Raw genomic sequence first — 25,640 nt, forward strand, 5'->3', positions numbered from 1 at the left:
TGTCACTTATCAGCATAGATTTAAGAAAATTGGTTTTTCTGGAACGAGTTTCTCTGCTGGATTGCGCCACCTTTTTTGATGAGCTGCAATATGTATTTTTAGTTAAAAGGCAGAAGATTTTCTGCCTTTTAATGTATTAAAATTTATTTTGCTTCATCAATATGGTTATTTTTTGATATAAAAGATTACAATAGATGCTTTCTTTTATGCGATGAGAAATTTTTCTAAAATTTTTGATGTTAAGATATGAGGACAGATTTCATTGTGAATGTGAGAAGATTAAACGCTAAATGCTTGTGGCATAAGCTTTCAAAAGAGACGATATAGGTGGTTGTTTTTGTCCATTTCTTTATTCATTTTTATAGATCATAAGTTTCGTCTTTATGAGTTTTATGCATTGTTTTGAATTTTGTTTTAGAACTTTATTCACGTTTATATCATTTAATACGCATATTATTTGTTTCCTTTTTAGGATGTTTACTTAAGAATTTTGGATAAATACTTATTTTAGAACAAAAAGAGGGAGTTTGAGGTCAAATTATAATAAAAGTAAAGTATACTTTATCGTGTTGTTACGGTTGTTGTTTTGTAAATGATAGGTGGCAGAGAAATTTCGATAAGATACAGGATATTATTTTTATTGCGCTCATGCGCGGATATCACCATTCTTTTTTCAGCATTCAATATTTGCGCAGATTTTAGCACTCGAGAATGTTCATAAGGAGTAATTTACCTTTTTTCAAAAGTCCTTCTTTGCATGCCAGCTTCGTTTGTGATGGACAAGGGGTTAATTGATTAAATATAAACAGGTTTGAAATGAAAGAAATTTATAATATTCAGTTTTTATTCAATATGTAAAATGATGAATGAGCATTCTGAATTATTGCATGAAATTTTCCTAAATCAATATCACGCGCTTGATTAAACTGAAGATGCTGATAAACAACCTGAATCTACGGATCAAAAACAACACCTTTATACCCTGTTGCAAACGTTCTGCCACTCGTTAAAGAACCACTAAACTGTTTATCCTTTAACGCCACAACTTTACCCCGTGCTCGTGTCAAAATATCACCCTTAAAAAGGCCATACCATAACACCCCATCTATATAAAAACCGGTATCATGCTGCAAACTTCCATAAGCCCCAACAGACCATTTATCAAATGCGCTTTTTTTGCTTTGTTCAACATCCTGAGGGTGTAGAGAAAGATTTCCATAGTTTCCCCAAACTCCAAAGAATGTACGACCATATAAACTCTCAATCTCGTTTAACAAAACACCTGCTTGAAATGCATTATAATCGAGCTCAGCACCATAACCATATTCAAAAGCAGATAAATTGGAAGCATAGTGATGGCTCCCCCCATAAGCACGCAGAAAAAAGGCTGTCTTTTTATCATCTTTCCCAAAGGAATGAAAAGCATTCCGCATTGTCTCTAACGTCTTATTTTGCGTGGTCATATCCACTAAACCAGCATGCAATAAGGCATTTGGCAAAAGAAGATAAGTTGGAACCTGTGGAACAACAGCTCTAATTTGGAGATTAGACTGAACATCAAGCGGTATAGAGAGATTAGATGAAGGATCTAAAGGTTCAGAGGACTGAGAAGGCTTTGGTTCAACAGGGACAGAAGGAGGAGAAACAGTATCCAGAGATGAAGTGTCCTCCGGAGCAGAGGGCGGTAATAGAAGCTCCATGAAATGATTATTAGATAGAATTTTCTAGGCAAGAAACTAAAGTGTGGAAGGCTGCTCGTAGGAAACTTTGCTCTTTGGAGGGGGAAATCAAAAAATTTTTTATTTAGGAAAATAGTGTTGAATTCCCTTCTTCTGATCGTAAGAATAAATCGTTGTTTCAATGATGATATCAGCTATTTTTTGCCGAATTTTTAAGAAAAATGCTTTTGTGGAAGTATGTAGCCTATATAGATGTTTATAGGGAGATGGGGGGCGGTCTTGAGAGTGATGTTTTTATTCTTGTATGGGGGTAGCAATGTTAAAAGGTCAAAAAACATGTTTAAGGTATTTTCTTGTCTAAAGGGGGGAGGAAAGGAAGAGGGAAGATTTAATGATTACGAAGATTTTAGGAGATTTTTGGGGGGAGATTAGGGAGATAGGATTTCTGAGAGCTCTGGAGATGCAAGGGGATAAGATTTCTGGAGGATTGTGTGGGCATTCTTTATCGGCGATGATTGCGCTTTTGGGTGCTTAATTTAATCAGTGATCTTGATTATACCACATTCACCATTTTCGCTACCGAAGGAGAGGTTTTGCCCTGCTTGATCCCAATTAAGTGCTGAGATAGCACTTTTCCCATAACCTTTTAGAAGGACTTCTTTTCCATCATGGAATTGTGCCGCTAAAATCATTCCATCATTGAAGCCTATTGCTACAATTTCTTTGTTTGGGTGGCATGAAACGGTGCTAACAAGTGCATTTGCTCGTGTGCCTAGTTCTAGAGGTGTTTTTCCCATGGGGCCATCTTTTGTATGAAAGGGCCAAACAATTGCGGCAGAGGCACCTGATGTTGCTAGCCATTTTCCTTTTGCACTCCAAGACCAGCTTTTGACTTTGCTTGGGTAGCCACTCATGCGGAGGTGCTGATTATCAGTGAGACGCCAGCCGTGTAAGGCGTTTTCTTGCATGGTGGAAATGACATAGCGGTTGTCTGGTGAAAAGGTGACACCACAATGAGCTCCTTTCCATACCAATGTGGTGGGAGATATTTGCGTTGATAACCAATGAAGAGTCACACCATTGTAATGGGCAACGGCAAGTCGCAAACCTTTTGGGGCAAAAGCAAGGCCTTCTACACTGCGTTCATGTGTGAGCTCTTGTCGTTCTTTTCCAATATGCGCAAATGCGAGGCGTGAGGAGGAAAAAGCAAAAGCTTTTTGTGGACCAAAAGCAACGTTGTTTATCCATTTGCGTTCTTTTTGGCTTAACACTTCCGTGTGATCTGCTGCGGTTGTTTGACAGACTTTTCCATCTTCTCCACCGGTGATGATCGCGGTATTGTCATGGGAAAAATGGCTTGAAATTATTCCTTGGTGCACTTCAACGATTTGTGGGGTTGGATTAAAAAAAACAATGAGACCTTCTACGGAAACAAAGGCTGGTTTATTGCCTATAAAACCGCAGGAAAGGCAGTAACTTTTGAGATCATAATGGGTAATGTTTGGCATTATCACTCACTTATGCGCAATTTTCAAAACCAGTTTTTAATTTTTCAGCATCAAGAGAGCGTCCTATAAAGACAAGGCGGCTTTCTCGTTTTTCATCTTCACGCCATGGGCGTTGATGTTGTCCTTCAAGAAGCATATGTATCCCTTGAATGACGTAACGATCATCGTCTCCTTGAAAGGCGATAATGCCTTTAAGACGCAAGATATCAGGTCCTTGTTGCTGTGTAACCTGCTGGATCCAAGGGAAAAACTTTTCTGGTTGCAGAGCATCTGTTTTTAAACTTACAGAAGTGATGGTAATATCATGAATGGTGGATGCGTGATGATGGTCATGATCATGATTACAATCGGGACCACATACATGATCTGCGTGATGATGGTCAAGAAAATGGGGATCATTATCTAAAGTGCGTTGGAGATCAAAGGAACTACGATCGAGGAGTTTATCAACAGGGATGTTAACGCGCTCTGTTGCGTAAATTATGGCTCTGGGATTAATGGCCAGAATAAGGGATTCAGCATGGCTGCGTTCTTGTTGGGTGACAAGATCAATCTTATTTAAAAGAATAATATCCGCGAAGGCAATTTGGTCTTCAGCTTCACGACTTGTTTTTAATTGAGAGGGAAAATGCTTTGCATCAACGACCGCTATGACACTGTCGAGAGCTGTTTTTTCATGGATAGTATCATCCATGAAAAAGGTCTGTGCTACGGGAACGGGATCAGCAAGCCCTGTCGTTTCTATAATGATCGCATCAAATCGATGAGAACGTTGCATCAGACTTTCTAGAATGCGAATGAGATCACCACGTACGGTGCAGCAAACACAGCCATTATTCATTTCATAAATTTCTTCGTCTGATTCAATGATCAGGTCATTATCAATACCAATTTCACCAAATTCATTGACAATGACGGCATAACGTTTGCCATGATTTTCACTGAGAATGCGGTTGAGAAGGGTGGTTTTTCCAGCCCCAAGATAGCCTGTGAGAACCGTAACGGGAAGTTTTTTGGGGTGTATCGTTTCCATGGAGAGACCTTTTATTGTTCTTTATTGCCATGTGTTTATGTTAAATCGATTGATATCATCAAGTAAATCACGAAGCTGAGACAGAACATGAGAAAAGATTGCTTCACCGGCTTGTGGTGTTGCTTTGCTTGCATTTCCTGCCGCACCTTGCGTATTTAGATCTTTCATTGTCCAACCAAAGGCATGAGGACCATAAGCACGTAAATACCGATAATTGGCAATCATATCCGCTTGTTTATTATGAAAATTTTCTGCCTTTTCCATATGGACTTTTTCTGGTGCTAAATAGAGCATGAGAGAGGTTTCGATAAAGCCTCCATGGATATCAAGATGTTGTTGAGATGGCTCCATGAGACCTTGTGGTAAACCAAAACGGCTCCAGCTTGTTGCTACAGCGAGCATCGAAAGGCGCCTTCGTAATTCGGTGATAACGATGCTCATTAAAGGTGAATTTCCTCCGTGAGCATTGAGAAGAAGAAGACGGTTGATCCCTTTGTGATAACAGTTTTCACCAATCTTTATCCATCGCTTAATCGCATCAGAAAAGGTAAGGGTTTGTGTACCTGTAACATCCATATGTTCTATAGAATAGCCAATCTTTTCAACCGGTAAAAGTGCGATATGAAATTGCTCTTTTGTTTGTAAAGTGAGGGCTTTTGCAAAAGCTTCAGCAATAATCCAGTCGGTTTCGAAAGGAAGGTGCTCTCCGTGATATTCATGTGCACCCAAAGGTAAAAGAGCGAGAAAAGGTGGGTTAGATACCATAAATTAATGCCCAAAAGAGAAGTCAAAAGAGACAAAGTGATCAAAGGTGCTGTCACTATTTAATCTATCTATAAGAGAAACGCAAATAGGCATCTTTTTACATCACATATGGATGCATAAAAATGAGAGCTTTGTTAAAAATAGAGAAGCTTTTATTGAGCAAAGCCACCGCAATTTTTCTGTAATATTAGGCAATCTTTCTCAAGATAGTTGTCTTTTATAAGTATTTCTGATTTATATTCTCATTTTTAATAAGTATATATTAAATATATAATTTTTTCTGTAAATTACATATTATTCTTTTATTATGGAGAGAGGATGATCAAAGTATTTCTACTATTGCAATATTACAGACTTTTGTTGCAATCAGGAACTCTATTCAATTATCTGTATATTACAAAAGAATGGAAATATTTGTTGATTGATTTTACTTTGGATAGTGTCTTAACAGATTTTAGTGTTCATGAGAAAAAATAAATATAAAGGGAAGAATTCACTAAGATGAATTTGTAATCTCATAGAGCAGTTTATAAGATGATTCAGTAAGAAACACCGTTGGATACAAGAAACACCGTTGGATACATAATAAACAGAACGCCATTGTGTTGCACATTGACGCTTTTGTTTTAAAGAAACATTTCTCAAGGTATCCAAGCCTATTTTGCAACGGCGCCCGTGAATAGTATAACGGTAAAGTTTTATAATATAAAATCTATTGTTTTCCACCATATTTACACTTTTAAAGTAAAAATGGGCACCATCATTCACTTTGCTAGTTTTCAATACTGTGTTAACAGCGCTTGTTAGTTAAAATACCTCATAAGTGATATTTTCCTTTCTTCAAGTGTGTTTACACACACACACCGATCTCGTTTGTGATTTGCAAGTGAAGAATTTTGATTGATTCAATATAAACAGAGTTAAAATTAAGAGAGTTTTATAATCGTCAGCTTTCTCATTCAACAGGCAAAACAATAAATTATTATTATAGATTAATATTTTGCGATTAAAGTGATCGGTTGATGAATTTATCATTCAATATCAGTTTTCATGGCGTTATTTTTTCAATGCGCTACTTAAGTTGGTATTTTAAAAATGCAATTTTTTAGTAAGTTTCTCTACTCCTTTTCTTTCAAGCATTTGATTAATTCTTTATTATTATTCATTTTTCACAAATAGCAGACAGTTATGTGAATATTGCCAAAACTTTATTTCAAAGAGAATTATTTTTTACTAATACAGAGTAAATATAAATAAGGCTGCGCTCTACAATATTGACGAAAAATATGGAATAACTTTTATGAAAATTAAGCAAGAAAGTTTTTTCAGTATTTTGGGGATCATCTCATTTTTCATGACTCTCTTTTTATCTGGTTTTAGGTAGTTTGTTGGTGTTCTAGTATTGCTTATAATTTTTTTGTAAATCTGATAGATTTACTTATTTTATGCGTTTGTTTTATTAGGTTTGAAAGTCAATATTTTGTGTTCTTTATGCTGTATGGGATAAAGGGGGCTGAATTACCTTTTTTAAGATGCTATGCAGTATTTTTTCTTTTTATATATCAGTAAAAGTTGAGAATCATTTTATTAACGTCTCTTCCATTTGAAGATAGAGATCTTAATTGTTTTTTTACACTTTATACCTGTTTTATAGAAAAATAGTACACTATTTAAATTTGTTTTATTAGGATAGATTTGTTTTAGATCAAGTTTTTATTTGATACCAATTTTATTTTTCAATATTACTGATGAGTGATATAATAAAAATCCATTAAGTGCTATTTCATTTTTATATTTATTGAAATAATAGACAATCATATATCATTATATTGGCAGTTTTAAATTTTATAGTTCTTTAAAATTAATTACATTTTAAATTATTTATAAAAGCTCTATTATATAATTTTTTAAATGAATTTGTTTCGTAATATTTCTTATAATAAGAAATTTAATAAATTATTATTATTTTTAATTATAGCAATAAAAATGACAAAATATTACTGTTGGTATCTTGAGTTATTATGGCGTAAAAGGAATAAATTATTTTTATCATTTATTGTTTTTTATCTTTACATGTAATACATAATGTGTTATATTATAATAACAAAATTACATATAATATTTTATTATGTGCAATTATATAAATGATTAAATATAATTTTTGGTTTTTATATATGTGAATATTCTTTCATTTTTTCAGTGAAGAAAAAGAGGAGCAAAGAAAGCTATGTTTAAAATATTTAAAAATCGTGTATGTTCATTTACTTTTACACTATTTATTCTTTTTTTTATACAAACTATAGAGGGAAATGCAAGTTTTGTAAAAAATAAAGTTCAAGAGAGAATGGCAATTACTATTCCTACACTAGAAAAAAATGTAGCTATTAAAGCTGTGGATAGAGTTGTTATTCAAGGCGTTGAGGAACAAGATGTTATTGCGTTAGGGAAACCTGAAAAAGCTGCTGCCTTTTCAGGTTCAGCCTTTTGGGGGGGAATAAGTATTTTATCACTTCTTGCTTCTTTATGTATTGGGGATGTATTAGGTACTGTTGTAACTCTTTTTGCAATATTTAGTACACTTTAGTAGGAAGCTCATCGACAGAGTCGAGGATTTTTTTGTTCACTTCATTATTTTTAAAAAATAAATATTTTATTATTTATACTATACTAGATAATAAAATCACTAATCTTAATACTAAATGTAGCTTTTATTAACATTATTAAAGTTCAAGATCCTACATTTATGTTGTTTTTTACAAATTAGCGTAACCTGATTTTTTTTTTACAGTTTATGATTATTTTCTAGTAATAAGGCTAGTATACTTACTATCTTTATCAGTCTTTTAATATTGTCTACCTTTTCTCATATGAAGATTATTCGTCAAAGGTATATTTTATCCTTTTTAAATTTTTTTATCTTTCATAAGGGGATAAAATAAAAAATATCCCTATATCCATGGCTCTCATGCAATAAGAAAAATGAGAAATTATTATTTATCATTTTAAATTTGTTTATGTTAAATCCATCAGAAGTATTTTTTACGTATAACAAGTTGCGTTCGTGTATGGATAAAATTATTAAAAAAAAGACTAAAAATTCTTCTCATTAATTATCTCTAAGGTTCAAGGACTGTTGTAGTATTGGAAAATAAATGATGGTGCTGGTTTGTATCTTCATAGAGTAAAGATAGTGATACACAATGAATCTTATGCCATCTCATGGGGTGGTTTATACTGTCGCATTTACGGGACATATTGTGAGAGGGAAGTGGTGATGTGCATCGTTGGAAAATGCTTTTATTAAAACATAAACCTGTATTTGCGATAGAAGTGTATTCTGGGTTATTCTGTTGCCTAAGGGAAGGATACTGTTAAGTAAGGTAATTCAGGAGTATTTATAGCTTAGCGGAAGAAGGGTAATGAAGTAAAAGGTCTTGTTTAGCACGAAGACGTGCAATCCATTGATCTTCACGAATAGCAGTATTATGTACTGTAATGAGTTCGTTTTTTTTAATTGTAGCTGTTACTGTTGCTTTTTCTAAAAGGCCACAAGGAATGGCGTGGTGAGCGCGTGCTTCTGCGATGTTCATTATCCAAGCACGATAAGTATAAAGACCGATAAAGTCTAGCTGATCACCTGGATGTAAATCTTTTTTAGCAACAGCACAGACTTCTACTACGGGATGGCTAAGAGGAACCATATCTTTTTTGCCATAAAGCATAATACGTGCGCAGGTGAGGGGAACTTCCATTGCTGTTAAATGATAGGGGCGATGAAAGGTGAAGTAAGGTCCTTGGCCAATTTTTAAATCTTCCATACGTTCGCGTAAACGCGGGTGTGCTATTTCGGCAATGACAAAGACACCAGGTGAAACACCTGGACCTATTGAATAATCTACAACACCATATTGTTGTAAAATGCCCCCATCTTGTTTTGGAATAAGCACTTTGTTTAAATCTTGTAGCGCTGCTCGTGGTCCATGCATTCCTGGGCAATCGGGGAGAAGTCCGGTGGCATTGGCAATGGCTGCCATTTCAACCATCGTTTTGGAACCATCAATAAATTCAACCAACATGCGCACATTCATATTACGCCGGAATGCTTCTTCTTCGTAAGCGTCAGGTGTAGCATCAAAGCGCAGAGGATTATTTTTTCCTTTACCCGCTGCAACAATCTTATGTCCAAGGGCTGAAACAAATTCTATGAGTTCCATACAAGAAGTAGGTTCATCGCCGGCACCAAGTGTATAAATGAGCCCTCGTTTTTCTGCTTCATGTTTGAGATAAGCGCCAATTGTAACATCTGCTTCAACATTCATCATGACAAGATGTTTGTTATTCTCAAGCGCTTTGATACCAATCTCTGCTCCTGCTTCGGGATAGCCTGTTGCATCAACGATAATATCAATTTGTTCATGGCGCAAAACAAGGTTAATATCATCTGTTGCTGCAATCAAACCCTTTTCAATGCTTTGGGTGAGAGCATAAGTATTTTCAACTTCACAGACATGTCCATCTTCGCCATAGGCTAGTGTAGCGGCATCAAAAATACGTGACGGTGTCCTCGTGGCTACAGCAGCGACTGTTATACCATCCATATGCGCAATACTTGATAATAAATCTGTGCCCATTTCACCACAACCAATCAGTCCAATACGGATAGGGGGATGGTTTTCTGCACGTTGTTTCAAATCATGCGCTAAACCTGTTAGGTTCACATTGCTTGCCATTCTTTTTTCCTATTTGAAAACTACTCTGCTAAAGAACTTTTCTCATTCATAAGGTGCATTTGTTTTTAAGACAATTAATCTTTTATTCTTGATGCTCTAATCAATGGATTTTATAAAAGCAAGAGGGGTGGTTTCTTTTATCAAATAAAATAGGAATAGCGTTATGCAGCAAAAAATAACAGTACAAGATGTCACCAGTTTTATTGGGAAAGAAGTGGGATTATCGGAGTGGCGTCTTGTTACACAGGATATGATTAATCAGTTTGCATGTGCTACAGATGATCATCAATGGATACACGTTGATGAGGAAAAGGCTAAAAAGACACCTTTTGGCGGCACGATTGCTCATGGTTTTTTAACATTATCGCTTTTGTCTACGCTCGCTTATGAAGCTCTTCCAGAGTTAGAAGGGAGCACAATGGGGATTAATTATGGTTTCGATAAAGTACGCTTCATGAGTCCTGTGAAAACAGGGGTACGGATACGTGCGCGTTTTGTGTTAGACGACGCAGAAATTCGTCCTTCTGGTCGAGTGGTTTTCCATTATGGGGTTACGGTGGAAATTGAAAAGTTAAAAAAACCAGCTCTTACAGCTCAATGGCTTATTGTTGCTGTTGTGGAAGAAAAACCTTCCAATATCTAGATTATTTGAGTGCTTTATTTTATAAAATTTTTATACAATTCTATTAGAAGTTTCTTCAATGATGATATTGAGAATAATCTATAGGATAATAGATATGGTGGAGCTATCATAGCGTTGATAGCCATAGCAGGTTGCTATCTTTCCTAGATCGTTTTGAAGAGGAGTTTCCTAATGAAGATAGTGCATTGCTTCACGCTTTTGTTTATAGCGTTCTTTAATGGGATCATACCCATCACGTAAAACAGAACGCTTCAAATGGAATATACTTGCGTTGCCAATTCACGGGTTTATTTTAAAGCAACATCTCTCAACGTTCGTTACGCCCATTTCGCAATGGCGCCTGTGAATAGTATAACGATAAAGCCATTGAGCACCCCTATCTTTATGCTTGTGAAGAAGAAAGCTGGCACCATCATATTATATGCTAGCCGCCAATGTTAAGACAGGTCTTGGCGCTTGAGATAATTCATAAGAGGCATGCCTTTCTTTCTTGTATAGTTTTACTCACACGGCTCTTCCTGCTTGTAACGTGTAAGCGAGAGGTTTTGGTTGATTCTATATGGAACAAATTGGGAATGAGAGGATCTTACGGTATTCAGAGTTCTCGTTCAATATGAATAACGCCATATTATCATTATAAATTCAATGTGTTATCTACGGTTTGGAAAGGTCGTGACCAATGTCTTAATTTAAAGAGAGTCTCACATACTGTGAGATCTCTTATTTTATCCCCTTTTATATTCTTTTATATTAAAGCCATTAAAACTATTTTCTTTCATGTTACAAACGGATGGGGAGAGATAAAAACTGTTTAAGAAAAAAGTTTCTAATCTCTTATGAGTGTTTTCGATAGGCAAGGGTTGGTGCACTTGGAAAGTGGCAAAGGGGATGATGGTATTGGCATGTGAAATTCTAAGTCTTTTAATGTTTTGTTTTATCAAGTTTTTGTACGATTTTATCAGAAGTCCATTGGGTTGTAATATTAAGCACGATCAAAAGGATGATGACGATGGTCATGATGAAGGTATTGTAGCGTTGGTAGCCATAGCGGATTGCCATATCCCCTAAACCGCCTCCACCAAGATATCCAGCAAGTGAGGTGGCTCCTATAAGAGAAATGACCATGACTGTAAAACCTGTAATCAGGCTAGGGAGAGCTTCAGGAATAAGAACATGTCTGATAATTTGAAGACGACTTGCACCCATCGAGCGGATCGCTTCAATGAGACCGTTTTCAACGGTTTTAAAAGAGAGTTCCGCCATGCGTGCATAAAAAGGGATAGCTGAAATGGTCAGTATAAAAATTACAGCAGGCATTCCTATCCCTCTTCCTACAACGATACGCGTAACGGGAAGAAGATAAAATGCAAGAATGATAAAGGGAATGGCACGAATACTGTCAATGATCATGCTTAAAGGGCGATTGATGAGAGATGAGGAAAAAATCCCTCCGCGTGCTGTTGTGTGAAGAAGAAGACCAAGGGGAAGCCCTATAATAAATGCCATAACAGAAGCACTAAGTGTCATCAATATTGTATCAATAACAGCTTGGGGAAGTTCATGAGACAGAACATTAAACATAGCCTAAGACCTCACAATATCGTCCTTTTTTCGTTAACCATTGAACAGCTTTTTCTAAAGCTTCTTTATCTTCTCCAGGAAGAGCCAAGAAGAGTCTCCCGATGGTTTCATCTTGAACTGTATCAATGCCACCATGCAAAATACGTGCTTTTAAACCACTCTCATTTTCTAGAAGATGAAGAAAAGGCTGCTGGGCAATTTCACCGGCAATATTAATTTCAATGACAGCTTCTCGTCCGATTGGTTTGAGATTTTTCGCAAATTTTTCAGGAAGTTGCGGGGTTACAAGCTTGAGCATGGCTATGGTTGTATCGTCTTGCGGTGATGTAAAGATGTCTTTCACACGTCCTTCTTCTACAATATTCCCCTGATTAAGAACAACAACGCGATGCGCTATGGTGCGCACAACTTCCATTTCATGGGTGATGAGCACAATCGTGAGATTGAGGTGTTTATTAATATCAGCAAGGAGCTCTAGAATAGATTGTGTTGTTTCAGGGTCAAGAGCAGAGGTGGCTTCATCTGATAACAATATTTTAGGATTAGCAGCAAGAGCGCGTGCAATGCCAACGCGTTGTTTTTGTCCCCCGGACAATTGTGCTGGATAGCAATATTCTTTCCCAGATAACCCAACCAATTCAATCAGTTCAAGGGCACGTTTGTGGCGTTGTTTTTTACTTACACCACTTAATTTAAGTGGCAATGCAATGTTATCAAGAATATTTTGCGATGAGAGAAGATTGAAATGTTGAAAAATCATCCCAATTCGTTGACGGTAAGGCGCCCATTCTATCTCTGATAGATTAGAAATATCAACACCTTCAAAAAAAATGGACCCTGCATCAATCTTCTCTAACCCATTTAAACAGCGAATAAGTGTTGATTTTCCTGCTCCACTGCGCCCAATAATGCCAAGGATTTCACCAGCATGGATATTTAAAGAGAGATTATTAATCACCGGAACACCAGCCGTTTTGTTAAAACAACGGCTGATGTTTTTTAAGGAGATAAGAGTAGGTTTTTCCATTCACAATTACTCGGATATTTGGCACAATTACCAAGATGTTTGGGCGGTATTGCCAAAAATCTCTTTGATTTTTGCACGGATAAGATCGTTGTTGTAAGCGGCAACTAATTTTTTAACCCATGGTTCATCTTTTTCGCTCGTGCGTACAACGATGATATTATCATAAGGATTATTTTTTGCGCTCTCCCATGCGACTACATCTTTTTCGAAGTTTAATCCGGAAACAATAGCCCAGTTTGTGTTTATAATTGCAAGATCAAAATCGTCAATAGCTCGTCCTAACATACCGGCATCGAGTTCACGAATTTGCAGGTTTTTAGGATTTTCGATAATATCAAGTGGAGATGCAAGAATATTATGAGGATCTTTTAACTTAATGAGACCTAAAGAATTAAGAAGAAGTAAGGCTCTTCCACCATTAGATGGGTCGTTCGGAATACCAACATGTGCACCATCACGAAGATCTTTTAAGTCTTTTATTTTGTGTGAGTAAACACCGATTGGAGCAATAAATGTATAGCCGACAATTGAAAGTTTATAGCCACGTTGTTTCATTTGTTCATTAAGATAAGGGGCGTGCTGAAAAGCATTCGCATCGATCTCTCCTGCGTTAACAGCATCATTAGGCAAAGCGTAATCAGAAAAATAAACGAGTTCAATATCTAAACCGGCTTTTTTAGCCTGTTCAGCAGCAGTTTTCCAAATAATAGCATCCCGCCCTTCCATAATACCAAGTTTGATTTTTGATTTATCTGCGGCCATGGAAAAAGCAGTAGACAAAAAAAGTGCAAAGAGAGAGAGGAATAATCCTATAATCCGACTACGAGAAAAAATTTTTAATGTCATATGCTTTTAACTTTCTTTTTCGAGAAATTTTTTGAGGGAAGTTTCAATATACTCTGTATTTTTTAGGCAGATTTAAAGTTATACAAGCTTTAGAGAATATTCAATCACTTTTATTTTTAAAAGAGTATTATTTTTCCTTCTATTTTAGTTGTTTTGGGGGCTGATCATCATTTGTTCATAGAAATTCTCTGAAATTCAAATAATTAATTCTTTTATTGCAATCATTTGTTGAGGGAACCAATGCCCCTTTAAAAACTTCTGTAAGGGACAATTGGTTGAAGAACCGGACAATCAGATGATGCTTTAGCCGTAAATTCATGAAGAACATACTGTGCAATCAAGATCAAAAGGCCGTGTTCGTGTAGGCGATAAAGAGAAATTTTGTTGCAATGTTGTGGGTTTTTGGGGGGGGGGAATAAAGGTTGCTGATCATTGGATTTAAACGCGGCAAATTTTTGCAAAGGCGAATTTTTGCCCTTCATACGTTTTAAGAGAGGAAGAAAAATAATGTTAAGAAAGAAATTTTTATCAACAATGATGACTTTATGGGCTTTAGGAGCGTCAGGGGTGGCTGTGACTGCTTTTCACGCACAAGCTGGAACCATTACAGGAACAGTTGCTCGTGTTGCATCAGGTCAGGTATCTTTACGCACAGGCCCTGCGACAGCTTATAAAGTTATCGCAATGGTTCCAATGGGAGCAAAAGTGCAAATTTATGGCTGCCTATCCAATAAAACTTGGTGTTCTCTTGGTTATCATGGAAAAGTTGGTTGGGCATCTGCACGTTACGTCAATGTTAACAATGTTCCTACCATTGCTTTTAAAAAGATGCCAGCAAAATCAAAATCCATGGAAAAATCGCCAAAAGAAAAAGTAAAACAGGCTGTTTCCGACTTTAAAGCTCTTCCGGCGATTCAAAAAACACGGAAAAATATGCAAAAACTATACAGAACAGATATGATTATCGATTCTACAGGTGTTAAAAAAAGAGATGAACGAACAATTTTAAATCCGTCGCAAAAAGCACAAGGCGTTTCTGTAAAGCACGTGAGTGCTTATAATCCCTCCTTTCCTGATAATGTCAATTACAAAAATTTTGAACGTAATGAAACGCGTTACCGTGTCGTGACTTATCCTGCTCGATAAGGGTAAAGTTAATTTTACAACCGGAATGACAAAAAGGATCAGCAGCATGAAGCAAACAATGCTTATGCTGCTGATCCTATTGTACCGTAAAATGTCATTAAGGCGGCAATGCTTAACTTAAGGTGGCGAGGCATTCAAGGATATTCCGAGTCAAATTTGACAATACCTTGGATTACAGTTCTTTAGGATGGTGATATGAACCTTCAGCTGGGGAAGGTTATACTGAAGAGAAGCCGGACTTTTGACAGACCGGCTAGGGGTTCTTTGTCCTTTCGGACAGGGCGTTAATTTGCGGACTTAGGCTTTATCAAATTACGAAAAATGAGCAATTCAGCAATTTGAACGGCATTCAATGCTGCTCCTTTTCTTAAATTATCGGCGACAACCCAGAAAGCTAAACCATTTTCAACGGTGATATCTTCACGAACACGGCTAATAAAGGTATCATCTTCTCCGGTACCTTCATAAGGTGTGGTATAACCACCATCTTCGTGTTTATCGATAAGCTGACAGCCTGGTGCATCGCGGAGGAGCGCTTGTGCTTCAGATGCGCTTAGTGGTTTTTCAAATTCAACATGGACGGCTTCGGCATGACCGATAAAGACAGGGACCCGAACAGCAGTGGCTGTTAATTTAATTTTCGGATCGAGAATTTTCTTCGTCTCAACCATCATTTTCCATTCTTCTTTTGTATAACCATCTTCCATGAAAACATCGATATGAGGAATGACATTAAAGGCAATGCGTTTAGTGAATTTTTTTGATGTAATTGGGTCTGCAACAAAAACTGCACGTGATTGTTCGAAAAGTTCGTCCATTCCTTCTTTACCAGCTCCAGAAACAGACTGATATGTAGAGACAACAACACGTTTAATGATTGCAGCATCATGGAGAGGTTTTAAAGCTAAGACCAGTTGAATTGTTGAACAATTAGGATTTGCTATAATATTACGCTTAGAAAAGGCATTTATAGCTTCGCCATTGACTTCAGGGACTATCAACGGAACATTGGCATCATAGCGCCACGTGGAGGAATTATCGATGACGACACAGCCGGCAGCAGCAATTTTAGGGGCGTATTCTTTGGAAATGCTCCCTCCCGCAGACATAAGACAAAAATCTGTGTCAGAAAAATCGTAAGTATCCAGTGCTTTTACTTTTAAAGTTTTATCTCCATAAGAAACTTCTTGTCCTAATGAGCGTCGTGATGCTAGAGGGACGATTTCATGTGCAGGAAAACCACGTTCTTCTAAAATTGTAAGCATTTCACGACCAACATTTCCGGTTGCGCCGACAATTGCAACTTTATAACTCATTTTCTATATACTCCTCATGTCTCTCCACGTTTATTCCCCGTGCTATACTCAGGAGAGAGTGAGTTGGTCAAGGAACATCATTAAATTATATTTTTGATTTTCAACAACTCAATTTTGTGCACACCAATCATCATCATTAGCACAATAAATTGTTTTATTTCAAATAATACGTCTCTTTTAATCTTTCAGAATTGAAAAAATTGAATATTTTACGCTAAGCTATTATCTCTTTAGAAAACACTTTAATTAAGTGAATTCCTTATCTTCTGTCAATGTGTACCTTCACACTTTTGAATTTTTTAAAGATGGTATTACGTATCGCGTTGGTGGAATCTTTTTATACTTTATCTGTTAATTGTTGAATTATTTGATTTTCTCCCTATGCCTTTAAAAGCGAAGCTTCCTATTACAGTCTGTAAACTGCTAGATTCTAGCGGCTTCTCATTTTTCACTTAAACTAAAGGCTCAACAAGCAGGCCTAAAAATATTTAAAAAGATATTGGGCATCTAAAAAACATTTGAATGTTTCAAGGAGGTATGCGTGCTTCATATCCTCATACCTTAAATGATAGAATTTATGGCACAACAGGATAAACTTAAGTATCCATATATAGATAAATTCTTATGAAAGTTATACATATAGTTTTTCGTGTCTATTTTTAATTTATATTTCTTATTTTTACTTTAATCCTGTTATGCTATAAAATATCATTATTTGTAGTATGATGGTATATGATCTTTAAGCTTTCTCGATATATTTAAGTGTTTTTTAGTGTGTGGGAATATTCTTAGGCTTGTTTGGCAAGCCTTTTTTAAGTGACTTATATGAGTGGAAAGTCAGCCGTTGAACACTCCCATATTTACGTTTAATAAAAGAGCAAGTTAGCACCATCATCCATTTTTTCAGCACACAATGTCGTTACAGCTCTTGGTATGTGAGACGATTCAATAAGAGGTATGCCTTTTTGTACATTTTTACTCACACGCCAACTTTGCTTGTGTTGTGCAAACAAGAGATTTTGATTGATTCAATATAGAACACGTTTGAAATGAAAGAATTTTACGATATTCGAAACACTTATTCAATATCAATAACGTTAGATTATCATTATAAATCAATGCACTATTTCTAAGTTAAACTCGTTAGAATTCGGATTATTTACAAATCAGATTAGATTAAGCATTTTCATTCTCATGAAGTGTGGGGAGACAGTCACAATTCTTGTCAATATTATTAAGGACTTTGATTATCTTTGCAATGAACTTATGAAAATAAGGGGTTATTTTTTTCATCAGAAATCAACTGCAAAATTGCTCTTTGTTTTTTGCGGGTCAGTATTCTGAAATTTTTTAAAAGTAAATATTCTGCTTTGCTTGCTATTCTGTCATCACAATGATAGAGGTTCTCTTCTTTTTTTGCGCCATCAGCATAAAAGAAGGAAACGGGAACATCTAATATATGAGCAATTTCCTGTAAACGTCTTGCACTTACGCGATTTAAGCCTTTTTCATACTTTTGGATTTGTTGGAATGTTACGCCTAAATGACTTCCTAATTGTTTTTGAGAAAACCCCATGACGTTTCTTCTGAAGCGAATTTTTTTGCCTAAAGAAATATCGTAAAAATGTAGATTTTTGGCTTTCACTTGATGTCCCCACCGGTTGCGAGCGCCCTCGCATTAGTATTCCGGGGTCTGGAAGTGCTGACTCAAAACAGCCCCTTGCTTTTAGTGCTGAAAGCACTTGGACATAACAAGAGCCCCCGGAAATTCCGGGATATCCGCAAAAGCGGTTTTATTTCTAGTTTGAGTTTTTCGGGCTTCCAGACCCTATTTGATTGTCGCGTATACAACCAAAAACACAAGCCTCCTTCATAAGGCAATTACTTTCAATCGTCAATTGAAATTACAACAGTGTTTCTTGTTTGTTTTTTCAAGTTTTCATGTAATTAATGCGTATATTATACATAAAAAATATTGCTTGAGATACTTTAGATACTTGTAAAAATTGTAAAGCGAAATTAAAGGGTGATGGTAAGGTAATGGGGTGATTTTCTCCTTTACGATTTTATGTTTTTTCCCAAAAATTAGGTTGCTTCTCCGTTTCAAAGATTACGCAAACAGATAAATATTCTTGTCCCGATATGGTATACATAAGATGATATAACTTGTCGTTTTTATTCATCTTAAATCGAGGTATCTCAAATATGTTGTTCGTAAATAGTATAAATTAAAGTCCATGAAATATAACAATCTTTATGTTTAATATAATAAATTTCATTTACCTGAGTTGGTTAAAAATGTTATTATAATTCTTGCTTTTAAGAAGTTCATAAGAGCCATTTTTATTCAGATGCTTGTGTGGTGCAAGCGAATGGTTTTGATTGCTTCAGTATGAACAGGCTGGAATGAGAGAATCTGATGATATTTTTGGCTTTTGTTACAAGGTGTAAAGCGATATAAATATCTTCATTGTAAATCTCTTTTTTCAGAAATCGTAAATATTGAGATATCATATTGATAGAGACTTGATAACAGTGGGCTTGTAGAGGGAAATTGCATGAGGATTTTTTATTTTTTATGCGTTATTTCTTCATTGTTTTGCAAAGGGCGCGCTTCTGAGGCAAGCATAATGGGAACGCCATCACGAATAGGGTAGGCAAGTTTGGCTTTGAGAGAAATGAGCTCTTGTGTTTTTCGGTTGAAAGAGAGAGTACCTTTCGTCATTGGGCAGACGAGCAATTCGAGCATTTTGGGATCTGTGGTCATTTTTTTCATGTTTGGACATTCATTAGTTTAAGCGGTAATCTGTTCCTGTTTGTTTCATGAGCGAGCGTTCTGTTAATGCAAGAAGAGTTTGGGCACGGCTTTCGATATCTGGAGCTTCAAGGAGAGCTTGTTTTTCTGCTGGTGTAAAGGGGATAAGAGCTGAAAAAGCATTAACCAATATAGGTGTAGGGGCTTCTATGATGCTGCTCCAATTATATTCCATTTCATGTATGGTTAGATATTTTTCTACAACGTCGAGTAAGTTCTCTCGGTTAATGCTTTCTTCAATATCAAATTCTTGCAAGTCTTTTATGTTTGATTGGATGAGAGCTGTTCGATAGGATTTTGTGTTTTTCAATTCTTGTTCTAAAGTGAAGCGGCAAACACCTTGTAAGATAATGAACAGTTGTCCGTTTCCTGTTTCACTGTAGTTTGTAATACGCCCTATACAGCCTGTTTTATAAAGTTGTGTAGAGAAGCGATCTGTATCCGATGAAAGTGGTTGAATAATGCCCAATAGACGATCAGTTACCATAACATTTTCAATCATTTCAAGTGATTCTGGTTCAAAAATATTGAGTGATAAAAAACCACCGGGTAGTAAGAGTGCACCTTCTAAAGGAAAAAGAGCAATTTGCTTTGGAAGATCATTTTCGCAATTGTAAGAGATATTACCAGCTTTCATGAGTATTTTGTCACCTTTGTTCGGTAATTTTAGTCTGTAAATAGTCGCTATTTATGACACTATTGAGAAAGCAGAAAACCTACTTCTTGTGCATTAAAATCATACTTATAAAATATTTGAAGTCCTTATTCTCAAAAAGAATATGAAACCCTATCTTTAAGGTTGAACTGCGCGCGAAAGAATATTGCTTTGCGATCTTTTTAGTGTGTGACGTTTTGCATGATTTTCAAGAGGTATTTTTGTTTATAGCTTTTGATTTTTGTCTTAAATTTCCTAAAATGTGTTGCTTGCAATTTTTGTAAGGTTCAAAAGGATAATATTATAAATCTTTTGAAGCAGCTTATGCAAGTTTTAAAATGAGAACATTTTCATCACTTTACTAATGACAGTGTGATGAAGATAGGCTATAGGTTTAAATATGCTGGAAAGAGCGTTATCGTTTCTTTCATTCTTTTGCGGGAGAGTGCAGATTGCAAATTTTCGCATTGCCGCCGAAGGGGAAATAGCCCATAATCTCTCAGGCTTTAAGGACCGTAAAAGGAAGAAGGCAGATCTGGAAAGTCGGGAGAACCCGCGCCGAAGGTGTAAGCGAAAAATTTTTTCGCGAGTCTCTCAGGTTGATGACAGAGGGGGCAGAGACGACCATATTCTGTGGGCGTTAGCGCAGCTTTGGAGTTATTATGGGCACAGCACAAGAAACATCTTTTTTAAAAACACTTCCTTTATATGATTTGCATGAAAAAGCAGGAGCAAAATTTGGTGCTTTTGCGGGTTGGAACATGCCTTTAACTTATCCTCTTGGCGTTTTAAAAGAGCATCTTCATACGCGTGCACATGCAGGACTTTTTGATATTTCTCATATGAAATTGATTGCGGTTGAAGGGGCACAAGCTGTGGAATTTTTGTCCTATGCTTTTCCCATTGATGCAGCAGCTTTAAAGATTGGGCATTCACGGTATAATTATTTGCTTAATGAGCAGGCTGGTATTCTTGATGATCTTATTATTACCCGTTTGGAAGAGGGTCGTTTTATGTTGGTCGCCAATGCTGGGAATGCACAGGCTGATTTTTTAGAATTGGAAAAGCGTGCGGTTGATTTTGAATGTCAAGTGATTGCCCTTGAAAGGGTATTGCTTGCACTTCAAGGTCCTGAAGCGGCAGCTGTTCTTGCTGATGCGGATTTGCCAGGGAATGAATTGTTCTTTATGCAAGGATTCGAACCACAACAGGATTGGTTTATAACGCGTTCTGGTTATACGGGAGAGGATGGCTTTGAAATTGCTTTGCCTATAGGGCATGCGCATATGTTGGCTGAAAAATTGCTGAGTGATTCTCGTGTTGAGTGGATTGGACTTGCCGCACGCGATAGCTTGCGGTTGGAAGCGGGGCTGTGTTTGCATGGAAATGATATTACCCCTGATACGACACCTATTGATGCGGCTCTAACATGGGCTGTTCCTAAAAGTGTTCGAGAAAAAGCACAATTTTATGGTGCAAAGGCTTTTCTTAAAGCACTGCAAAAAGGACCGGCTCGTTGTCGTGTTGGATTAAAACCGCAAACGCGTCAACCTATTCGTGCCGGTGCGGTGCTTCTTGATGATCAAGGTAATGAGATTGGCATTGTAACATCAGGTGGTTTTGGTCCTTCTTTTGATGGTCCTGTCGCGATGGGTTACGTTCCTGTTGATTTTAAAGTTGAAGGGACACAAGTCTTTACAGAACTGCGAGGCAAAAAGATTGTATTATCAGTTCATTCTCTTCCCTTTGTTGAACAACGTTATTTTAAAGGATGATTTTTTATGTCTAAAACTTATTTTACACATGACCATGAATGGCTTAGCGTTGAAGGGCAAGTGGTGACTGTTGGGGTTACGCATTATGCGCAAGAGCAATTAGGGGATTTGGTTTTTGTTGATTTACCACAAAGTGGAACAAAACTTTCCAAAGGAGAGGCGGCGGCTGTTGTAGAATCAGTGAAGGCGGCTTCAGATGTTTATGCTCCTCTTGATGGTGAAGTGGTCGAAATAAATGAAGCCTTGGCTGATAATCCTGAACTGGTAAACCAGAAACCCGAAACAGAAGGCTGGTTATGGAAAATGACATTGCAGGATGAGACACAACTGGAGGGGTTGTTAGATAAAGATGCTTATAAGGCTTTGATTGGATGAGTACCATGATCGAGCGTTCTTTTTCTTCTCGACATATTGGGCTGCGTCCTGATGAAACACAAAAAATGCTTGATGTTTTAGAGCTTGATTGTGTTGAGACACTCATTTCTCAAGCTGTTCCACACTCTATCCATTTGGGACGTTCATTGAATCTTCCAGAGGCTGCTAGTGAAGGACAAGCCTTGGAAGAACTCTCCAAGATGATGGAGCGTAACCATGTGCACAAAAGTTTTATTGGGCAAGGATATCATGGAACTTATGTGCCTCCGGTTATTTTACGAAATCTGTTTGAAAATCCTGCTTGGTATACTGCTTATACGCCTTATCAAGCAGAAATTAGCCAAGGTCGTTTAGAGCTTTTATTTTATTTTCAGACATTGGTTAGTGAACTAACAGGTTTGCCTGTTTCTGCTGCTTCCCTTCTTGATGAAGCAACTGCTTTAGCTGAAGCCAATGCCCTTGCTGTTCGCTTTTTCCGTGAGAAAAAAACAAAAATTTCTCTTCAGAGTCTTTTACATCCTCAGACTTTGAGTGTTGCGCAAACGCGTGCTGAAACACAAGGGATTCAGATTAGCCAAAATGGCGAAATTGATCCTGATACAGCGGCAATTGTTTTGTCTTGGCCAGATACAAAAGGCTCTTTTCATGATTACAGTGAGATCATAAAAGAGGCAAAGGAAAAGGGAGCTTTCGTTATCGTTGTAGCTGATCCTTTAGCGCTTACTCTTCAGGAGCCACCTGCTCAATGGGGGGCAGATATCGTTGTTGGCACTATGCAGCGTTATGGCGTTCCGATGGGATTTGGTGGTCCACATGCTGGTTACCTTGCTGTGAGTGATGCGTTAACGCGTCTTATTCCAGGGCGTATTGTTGGTCAATCCGTGGATACCAAAGGACGCGTTGGTTTTCGTTTAGCTTTGCAAACACGTGAACAACATATTCGGCGCGATAAAGCGACGTCAAATATTTGTACAGCGCAGGCTTTGTTGGCTAATATGGCAACCGCTTATGCTGTTTGGCATGGGCCAAAAGGCTTACAAGAAATTGCGCAGCGAATTCATCATTTAACATGTCGTTTTGTTGCTGGTTTAGAAGCCGCAGGGGTTCATGTTGAAGGGAAAAGCTTTTTTGATTGTGTGAGTATTTCTGTTAAGGGAAAAGCACGAGAAATTGCGCATCAAGCCAAAATAGGTGGGCGCCTTATTCGTGTTCTCGATGATGACACTATTGCAATCAATTTTGATGAATTATCAACAGAAGAAGATGCTGGTGCTTTAGCGCAGCTTTTTGGGGCAAAATTAGGCGATCAGGTTTCTCCACGACTCTTTGGAAAAAAACGGGATGCTGCTTTTCTTTCTCAGCCTTTTTTTCATGCGGTTCATTCAGAGACAGATATGATGCGCTTTTTGCGTCGTTTAGCGGATAAGGATTTGGCGCTGGATCGCGCTATGATCCCTCTTGGTTCTTGTACAATGAAGCTTAATGCAGCTGCTGAATTGATGCCTGTAAGTTGGGCTAGCATGGCCAATATACATCCCTTTGTTTCACTAGAGGATGCTGCGGGTTATTTGGAGATGATCAACCAGTTAAATGCGTGGTTGTGTGAAATTACAGGATTTGCGCAAGTTTCTTTTCAGCCAAATTCTGGTGCTCAAGGTGAATATGCTGGGCTTTTGGCTATCCGACGATATTACCAATCACGGGGAAAACATCAACGTACAGTTTGTCTTATTCCTGCATCTGCGCATGGTACCAATCCAGCTTCGGCTCATATGGCAGGGATGGAAGTCGTTGTGGTAAAATGTTTAAGCGATGGTGATGTTGATGTAGACGATCTCAAGATGAAAGCGCAATTGCATAAAGATAAATTGGCTGCTCTTATGATTACTTATCCTTCAACCCATGGTGTTTACGAGGAAAGCATTAAGGAAATTTGTTCTATTATTCATGAAAATGGCGGACAAGTTTATTTTGATGGTGCTAATCTCAATGCCCTTGTGGGGCTTGCTCGTCCTGCGGATATTGGCGCTGATGTTTGTCATATGAATCTTCATAAAACATTTGCTATTCCTCATGGTGGTGGTGGTCCTGGTATGGGACCAATTGGAGTTGCAGTGCATCTCAAACCATTCTTACCAGGTCATGAACAGGATGGGACAACACATGCGGTTTCTGCTGCTCCTTATGGAAGTGCGTCTATTCTTGCAATTACATGGATGTATATTCGAATGATGGGGGCTGATGGCTTAAAATATGCAACACAAATAGCCATTTTAAATGCCAATTATATTGCTGCACGTCTTTCAGCTGCTTATTCCATTCTTTATCGGGGCAAGCATGGACGTGTTGCTCACGAATGTATTGTGGATACACGCGTGTTGAAAGAGCAGTATGGGGTGAGTGTTGATGATATTGCAAAACGTCTCATTGATTATGGATTCCATGCGCCTACGATGTCGTTCCCTGTTCCGGGAACTTTAATGATTGAGCCAACGGAATCAGAACCAAAAGCAGAGATTGATCGTTTTTGTGATGCTTTACTCTCTATTGCTGAAGAAGCGAAAAAAGTTGGTAGCGGGGTTTGGCCAAAAGACAATAATCCATTGGTGAATGCCCCCCATACAGTGGTAGATACTTTAGATGATGCTTGGGTACGACCCTATTCGCGACAAGAAGCTGCTTTTCCCAACAGTTCTCTTGATCCAGCCAATAAATATTGGCCTCCTGTATCGCGTATTGATAATGTTGCGGGAGACAGAATGCTCATTTGTTCGTGTCCACCATTGGGAAATACCTATTAAATAACAAATATATATTTAATTTGTTTATTTGCATGAACGAAAAAAGCCCACACATTTTGTGTGGGTTTTGTACTTGTTGATCATGTTACTATGGAATTATTTGTCTATTTTCTAGAATTTTGCATTGTTTTTTATAACATGAGCAAAATCGAAAAAGTCGACAAAAAGCTGTGTTTTGTCGGCAATAGGCATGCTCTCCTTTGCATTCTACCGTATGACATGGTTTTTGACTAGTCGGCATCGGTTTAGCCAGCTAATTCATGTAAACGAGAGTGAAAACCTATGAGGATAGGGGCACGTCTGTTGCATGTGTTGTGACATACTACTTCTCACTAAGGTGACGACGACGGGTTGTAGAAAGAATAAAATCAAATTTAATGTTTTTGATGATAAAGACACGCGAAACTCTGTTGTTGCATCTTTTCGAGTCAAGAATTGTCTAAATATTTCTCTTTAATCTGCTTTTTGTAAATATGACGAAAAAATATGTAAGAACACCTGTCAGAATGAGCAAACGCAAAGCCAAATGTATTATGTTTTTTTTTTACAAGGGGTCTTATAAAAGCCGGCACATCTTTCCACTTCATTGCAAGTCAGTTTGTGACTTTACGGCGCTGTTTTCCTAAGAGCTCGTGTGCTTTAGCTGTTGCCTGTAAATCAACATCCAAACTTAATGCAGCAACATGTCTTGAGCCAGAGATTGAGAAAAAAAGAGCTTTATGAGTAGTTCCTGCTTTTGTCTGTCAGATGAGGGCGGGGATTGCGTATTTCTGTTGACGTAATCTTTGAAACTGGAAGACAATCTTATTTTGGAAAATGTAAAGCCGTAAGGTGAAAATCAATCCTCAGTTTGTCATCTCCTCTTAATTCAGCTTTATGGCTTTCAAAAGCATTTAAAGCAATGTTTTTTAAATAATGGGGATTACACATTGCTCCATACTTTAT

At 37.3% G+C, this 25,640-nt stretch carries 18 protein-coding genes, 2 pseudogenes and 1 riboswitch; of the genes and pseudogenes, 7 read left to right on the forward strand and 13 right to left on the reverse strand.

Annotated elements, in window-relative coordinates; genetic code table 11:
* Window positions 1-887 precede the first annotated feature (887 nt).
* Window positions 888-1,682 (reverse strand): annotated as a pseudogene (locus tag ACFIM6_RS07310) (autotransporter outer membrane beta-barrel domain-containing protein); the annotation flags it as partial.
* Window positions 1,683-2,070: 388 nt separating this feature from the next.
* On the opposite strand from ACFIM6_RS07310, the gene ACFIM6_RS07315 reads away from it, so the two are divergent.
* On the forward strand, window positions 2,071-2,214 hold the full coding sequence (locus ACFIM6_RS07315) for a hypothetical protein (RefSeq protein WP_375612281.1): 144 nt from the start codon (window positions 2,071-2,073) through the stop codon (window positions 2,212-2,214).
* Between the two features lies 1 nt (window position 2,215).
* Here the strand turns inward: ACFIM6_RS07315 and ACFIM6_RS07320 are convergent, their stop codons facing one another.
* From ACFIM6_RS07320 to ACFIM6_RS07330, 3 genes are read right to left on the reverse strand one after another with little or no spacing between them, the layout of a single operon-like run.
* On the reverse strand, window positions 2,216-3,187 hold the full coding sequence (locus ACFIM6_RS07320) for a WD40 repeat domain-containing protein (RefSeq protein WP_375612282.1): 972 nt from the start codon (window positions 3,185-3,187) through the stop codon (window positions 2,216-2,218).
* A gap of 10 nt (window positions 3,188-3,197) precedes the next feature.
* On the reverse strand, window positions 3,198-4,220 hold the full coding sequence (locus ACFIM6_RS07325; protein ID WP_375612283.1) for a CobW family GTP-binding protein: 1,023 nt from the start codon (window positions 4,218-4,220) through the stop codon (window positions 3,198-3,200).
* Window positions 4,221-4,241: 21 nt separating this feature from the next.
* A complete protein-coding gene (locus tag ACFIM6_RS07330) occupies window positions 4,242-4,985 on the reverse strand; it encodes a creatininase family protein (protein WP_375612284.1) in 744 nt (247 codons plus the stop codon).
* Window positions 4,986-7,212: 2,227 nt separating this feature from the next.
* Here ACFIM6_RS07330 and ACFIM6_RS07335 point away from each other — a divergent pair.
* Window positions 7,213-7,569 carry a hypothetical protein gene (locus tag ACFIM6_RS07335; protein WP_375612285.1) on the forward strand — a complete coding sequence of 119 codons (357 nt, stop codon included), beginning with the start codon at window positions 7,213-7,215 and terminating at the stop codon, window positions 7,567-7,569.
* 811 nt (window positions 7,570-8,380) lie between these two features.
* On the opposite strand, the gene ACFIM6_RS07340 is transcribed toward ACFIM6_RS07335, so the two are convergent.
* Window positions 8,381-9,715 (reverse strand): NAD(P)H-dependent oxidoreductase, encoded by a 1,335-nt coding sequence (locus ACFIM6_RS07340; RefSeq protein ID WP_375612286.1) that lies wholly within the window; start codon window positions 9,713-9,715, stop codon window positions 8,381-8,383.
* Window positions 9,716-9,878: 163 nt separating this feature from the next.
* Between ACFIM6_RS07340 and ACFIM6_RS07345 the strand changes: the two genes are divergently transcribed.
* The gene (locus ACFIM6_RS07345) at window positions 9,879-10,358 is read left to right on the forward strand and encodes a MaoC family dehydratase (RefSeq protein WP_375612287.1); all 480 of its coding nucleotides are present in this window, start codon (window positions 9,879-9,881) and stop codon (window positions 10,356-10,358) included.
* Window positions 10,359-10,529: 171 nt separating this feature from the next.
* On the opposite strand, the pseudogene ACFIM6_RS07350 reads toward ACFIM6_RS07345, so the two are convergent.
* From ACFIM6_RS07350 to ACFIM6_RS07365, 4 genes and pseudogenes are all read right to left on the reverse strand, one after another.
* Window positions 10,530-10,828 (reverse strand): annotated as a pseudogene (locus ACFIM6_RS07350) (integrase); the annotation flags it as partial.
* A gap of 451 nt (window positions 10,829-11,279) precedes the next feature.
* Window positions 11,280-11,939: a methionine ABC transporter permease gene (locus ACFIM6_RS07355; RefSeq protein ID WP_375609233.1), complete on the reverse strand. Its 660-nt coding sequence runs from the start codon at window positions 11,937-11,939 to the stop codon at window positions 11,280-11,282.
* On the reverse strand, window positions 11,932-12,966 hold the full coding sequence (locus tag ACFIM6_RS07360; protein WP_375612288.1) for a methionine ABC transporter ATP-binding protein: 1,035 nt from the start codon (window positions 12,964-12,966) through the stop codon (window positions 11,932-11,934). The genes ACFIM6_RS07355 and ACFIM6_RS07360 overlap by 8 nt, the downstream gene beginning before the upstream one ends.
* A gap of 27 nt (window positions 12,967-12,993) precedes the next feature.
* On the reverse strand, window positions 12,994-13,812 hold the full coding sequence (locus ACFIM6_RS07365) for a MetQ/NlpA family ABC transporter substrate-binding protein (RefSeq protein WP_375612289.1): 819 nt from the start codon (window positions 13,810-13,812) through the stop codon (window positions 12,994-12,996).
* 507 nt (window positions 13,813-14,319) lie between these two features.
* Between ACFIM6_RS07365 and ACFIM6_RS07370 the strand changes: the two genes are divergently transcribed.
* Window positions 14,320-14,958: an SH3 domain-containing protein gene (locus ACFIM6_RS07370; protein WP_375612290.1), complete on the forward strand. Its 639-nt coding sequence runs from the start codon at window positions 14,320-14,322 to the stop codon at window positions 14,956-14,958.
* Between the two features lie 284 nt (window positions 14,959-15,242).
* Here ACFIM6_RS07370 and ACFIM6_RS07375 read toward each other — a convergent pair whose 3' ends face one another.
* From ACFIM6_RS07375 to ACFIM6_RS07390, 4 genes are all read right to left on the reverse strand, one after another.
* Entirely contained in the window at window positions 15,243-16,274 is a 1,032-nt protein-coding gene (locus ACFIM6_RS07375) for an aspartate-semialdehyde dehydrogenase (RefSeq protein WP_375612291.1), read from the reverse strand.
* A gap of 1,264 nt (window positions 16,275-17,538) precedes the next feature.
* The gene (locus tag ACFIM6_RS07380) at window positions 17,539-17,919 is read right to left on the reverse strand and encodes a helix-turn-helix domain-containing protein (protein ID WP_375612292.1); all 381 of its coding nucleotides are present in this window, start codon (window positions 17,917-17,919) and stop codon (window positions 17,539-17,541) included.
* 924 nt (window positions 17,920-18,843) lie between these two features.
* Window positions 18,844-19,050, reverse strand: a complete 207-nt coding sequence (locus tag ACFIM6_RS07385; RefSeq protein WP_273791466.1) for a Trm112 family protein — start codon at window positions 19,048-19,050, stop codon at window positions 18,844-18,846.
* Window positions 19,051-19,063: 13 nt separating this feature from the next.
* Window positions 19,064-19,726: an LON peptidase substrate-binding domain-containing protein gene (locus ACFIM6_RS07390; protein ID WP_375610818.1), complete on the reverse strand. Its 663-nt coding sequence runs from the start codon at window positions 19,724-19,726 to the stop codon at window positions 19,064-19,066.
* A 446-nt stretch (window positions 19,727-20,172) separates the two neighbouring features.
* A riboswitch (glycine riboswitch) is annotated at window positions 20,173-20,270 on the forward strand.
* A 136-nt stretch (window positions 20,271-20,406) separates the two neighbouring features.
* Between ACFIM6_RS07390 and gcvT the strand changes: the two genes are divergently transcribed.
* The 3 genes from gcvT to gcvP are packed head-to-tail and all read left to right on the forward strand — an operon-like array spanning window position 20,407 to window position 24,695.
* Window positions 20,407-21,519 carry a glycine cleavage system aminomethyltransferase GcvT gene (gene gcvT / locus ACFIM6_RS07395; protein WP_375612293.1) on the forward strand — a complete coding sequence of 371 codons (1,113 nt, stop codon included), beginning with the start codon at window positions 20,407-20,409 and terminating at the stop codon, window positions 21,517-21,519.
* Between the two features lie 6 nt (window positions 21,520-21,525).
* Window positions 21,526-21,894 carry a glycine cleavage system protein GcvH gene (gcvH, locus tag ACFIM6_RS07400; RefSeq protein ID WP_375612294.1) on the forward strand — a complete coding sequence of 123 codons (369 nt, stop codon included), beginning with the start codon at window positions 21,526-21,528 and terminating at the stop codon, window positions 21,892-21,894.
* Window positions 21,895-21,899: 5 nt separating this feature from the next.
* On the forward strand, window positions 21,900-24,695 hold the full coding sequence (gcvP, locus tag ACFIM6_RS07405) for an aminomethyl-transferring glycine dehydrogenase (RefSeq protein WP_375612303.1): 2,796 nt from the start codon (window positions 21,900-21,902) through the stop codon (window positions 24,693-24,695).
* Window positions 24,696-25,640 lie beyond the last annotated feature (945 nt).

This window comes from Bartonella sp. AA9NXGY (genome assembly GCF_042196845.1).
Taxonomy (GTDB): Bacteria; Pseudomonadota; Alphaproteobacteria; order Rhizobiales; family Rhizobiaceae; genus Bartonella.

What these genes read in the sequence shown, in the direction of transcription:
- ACFIM6_RS07315 (WP_375612281.1), top strand. Translation starts at nt 2,071, where the DNA reads ATGATTACGAAGATTTTAGGAGATTTTTGGGGGGAGATTAGGGAGATA.
- ACFIM6_RS07320 (WP_375612282.1), bottom strand. Translation starts at nt 3,187, where the DNA reads ATGCCAAACATTACCCATTATGATCTCAAAAGTTACTGCCTTTCCTGC.
- ACFIM6_RS07325 (WP_375612283.1), bottom strand. Translation starts at nt 4,220, where the DNA reads ATGGAAACGATACACCCCAAAAAACTTCCCGTTACGGTTCTCACAGGC.
- ACFIM6_RS07330 (WP_375612284.1), bottom strand. Translation starts at nt 4,985, where the DNA reads ATGGTATCTAACCCACCTTTTCTCGCTCTTTTACCTTTGGGTGCACAT.
- ACFIM6_RS07335 (WP_375612285.1), top strand. Translation starts at nt 7,213, where the DNA reads ATGTTTAAAATATTTAAAAATCGTGTATGTTCATTTACTTTTACACTA.
- ACFIM6_RS07340 (WP_375612286.1), bottom strand. Translation starts at nt 9,715, where the DNA reads ATGGCAAGCAATGTGAACCTAACAGGTTTAGCGCATGATTTGAAACAA.
- ACFIM6_RS07345 (WP_375612287.1), top strand. Translation starts at nt 9,879, where the DNA reads ATGCAGCAAAAAATAACAGTACAAGATGTCACCAGTTTTATTGGGAAA.
- ACFIM6_RS07355 (WP_375609233.1), bottom strand. Translation starts at nt 11,939, where the DNA reads ATGTTTAATGTTCTGTCTCATGAACTTCCCCAAGCTGTTATTGATACA.
- ACFIM6_RS07360 (WP_375612288.1), bottom strand. Translation starts at nt 12,966, where the DNA reads ATGGAAAAACCTACTCTTATCTCCTTAAAAAACATCAGCCGTTGTTTT.
- ACFIM6_RS07365 (WP_375612289.1), bottom strand. Translation starts at nt 13,812, where the DNA reads ATGACATTAAAAATTTTTTCTCGTAGTCGGATTATAGGATTATTCCTC.
- ACFIM6_RS07370 (WP_375612290.1), top strand. Translation starts at nt 14,320, where the DNA reads ATGTTAAGAAAGAAATTTTTATCAACAATGATGACTTTATGGGCTTTA.
- ACFIM6_RS07375 (WP_375612291.1), bottom strand. Translation starts at nt 16,274, where the DNA reads ATGAGTTATAAAGTTGCAATTGTCGGCGCAACCGGAAATGTTGGTCGT.
- ACFIM6_RS07385 (WP_273791466.1), bottom strand. Translation starts at nt 19,050, where the DNA reads ATGAAAAAAATGACCACAGATCCCAAAATGCTCGAATTGCTCGTCTGC.
- ACFIM6_RS07390 (WP_375610818.1), bottom strand. Translation starts at nt 19,726, where the DNA reads ATGAAAGCTGGTAATATCTCTTACAATTGCGAAAATGATCTTCCAAAG.
- gcvT (WP_375612293.1), top strand. Translation starts at nt 20,407, where the DNA reads ATGGGCACAGCACAAGAAACATCTTTTTTAAAAACACTTCCTTTATAT.
- gcvH (WP_375612294.1), top strand. Translation starts at nt 21,526, where the DNA reads ATGTCTAAAACTTATTTTACACATGACCATGAATGGCTTAGCGTTGAA.
- gcvP (WP_375612303.1), top strand. Translation starts at nt 21,900, where the DNA reads ATGATCGAGCGTTCTTTTTCTTCTCGACATATTGGGCTGCGTCCTGAT.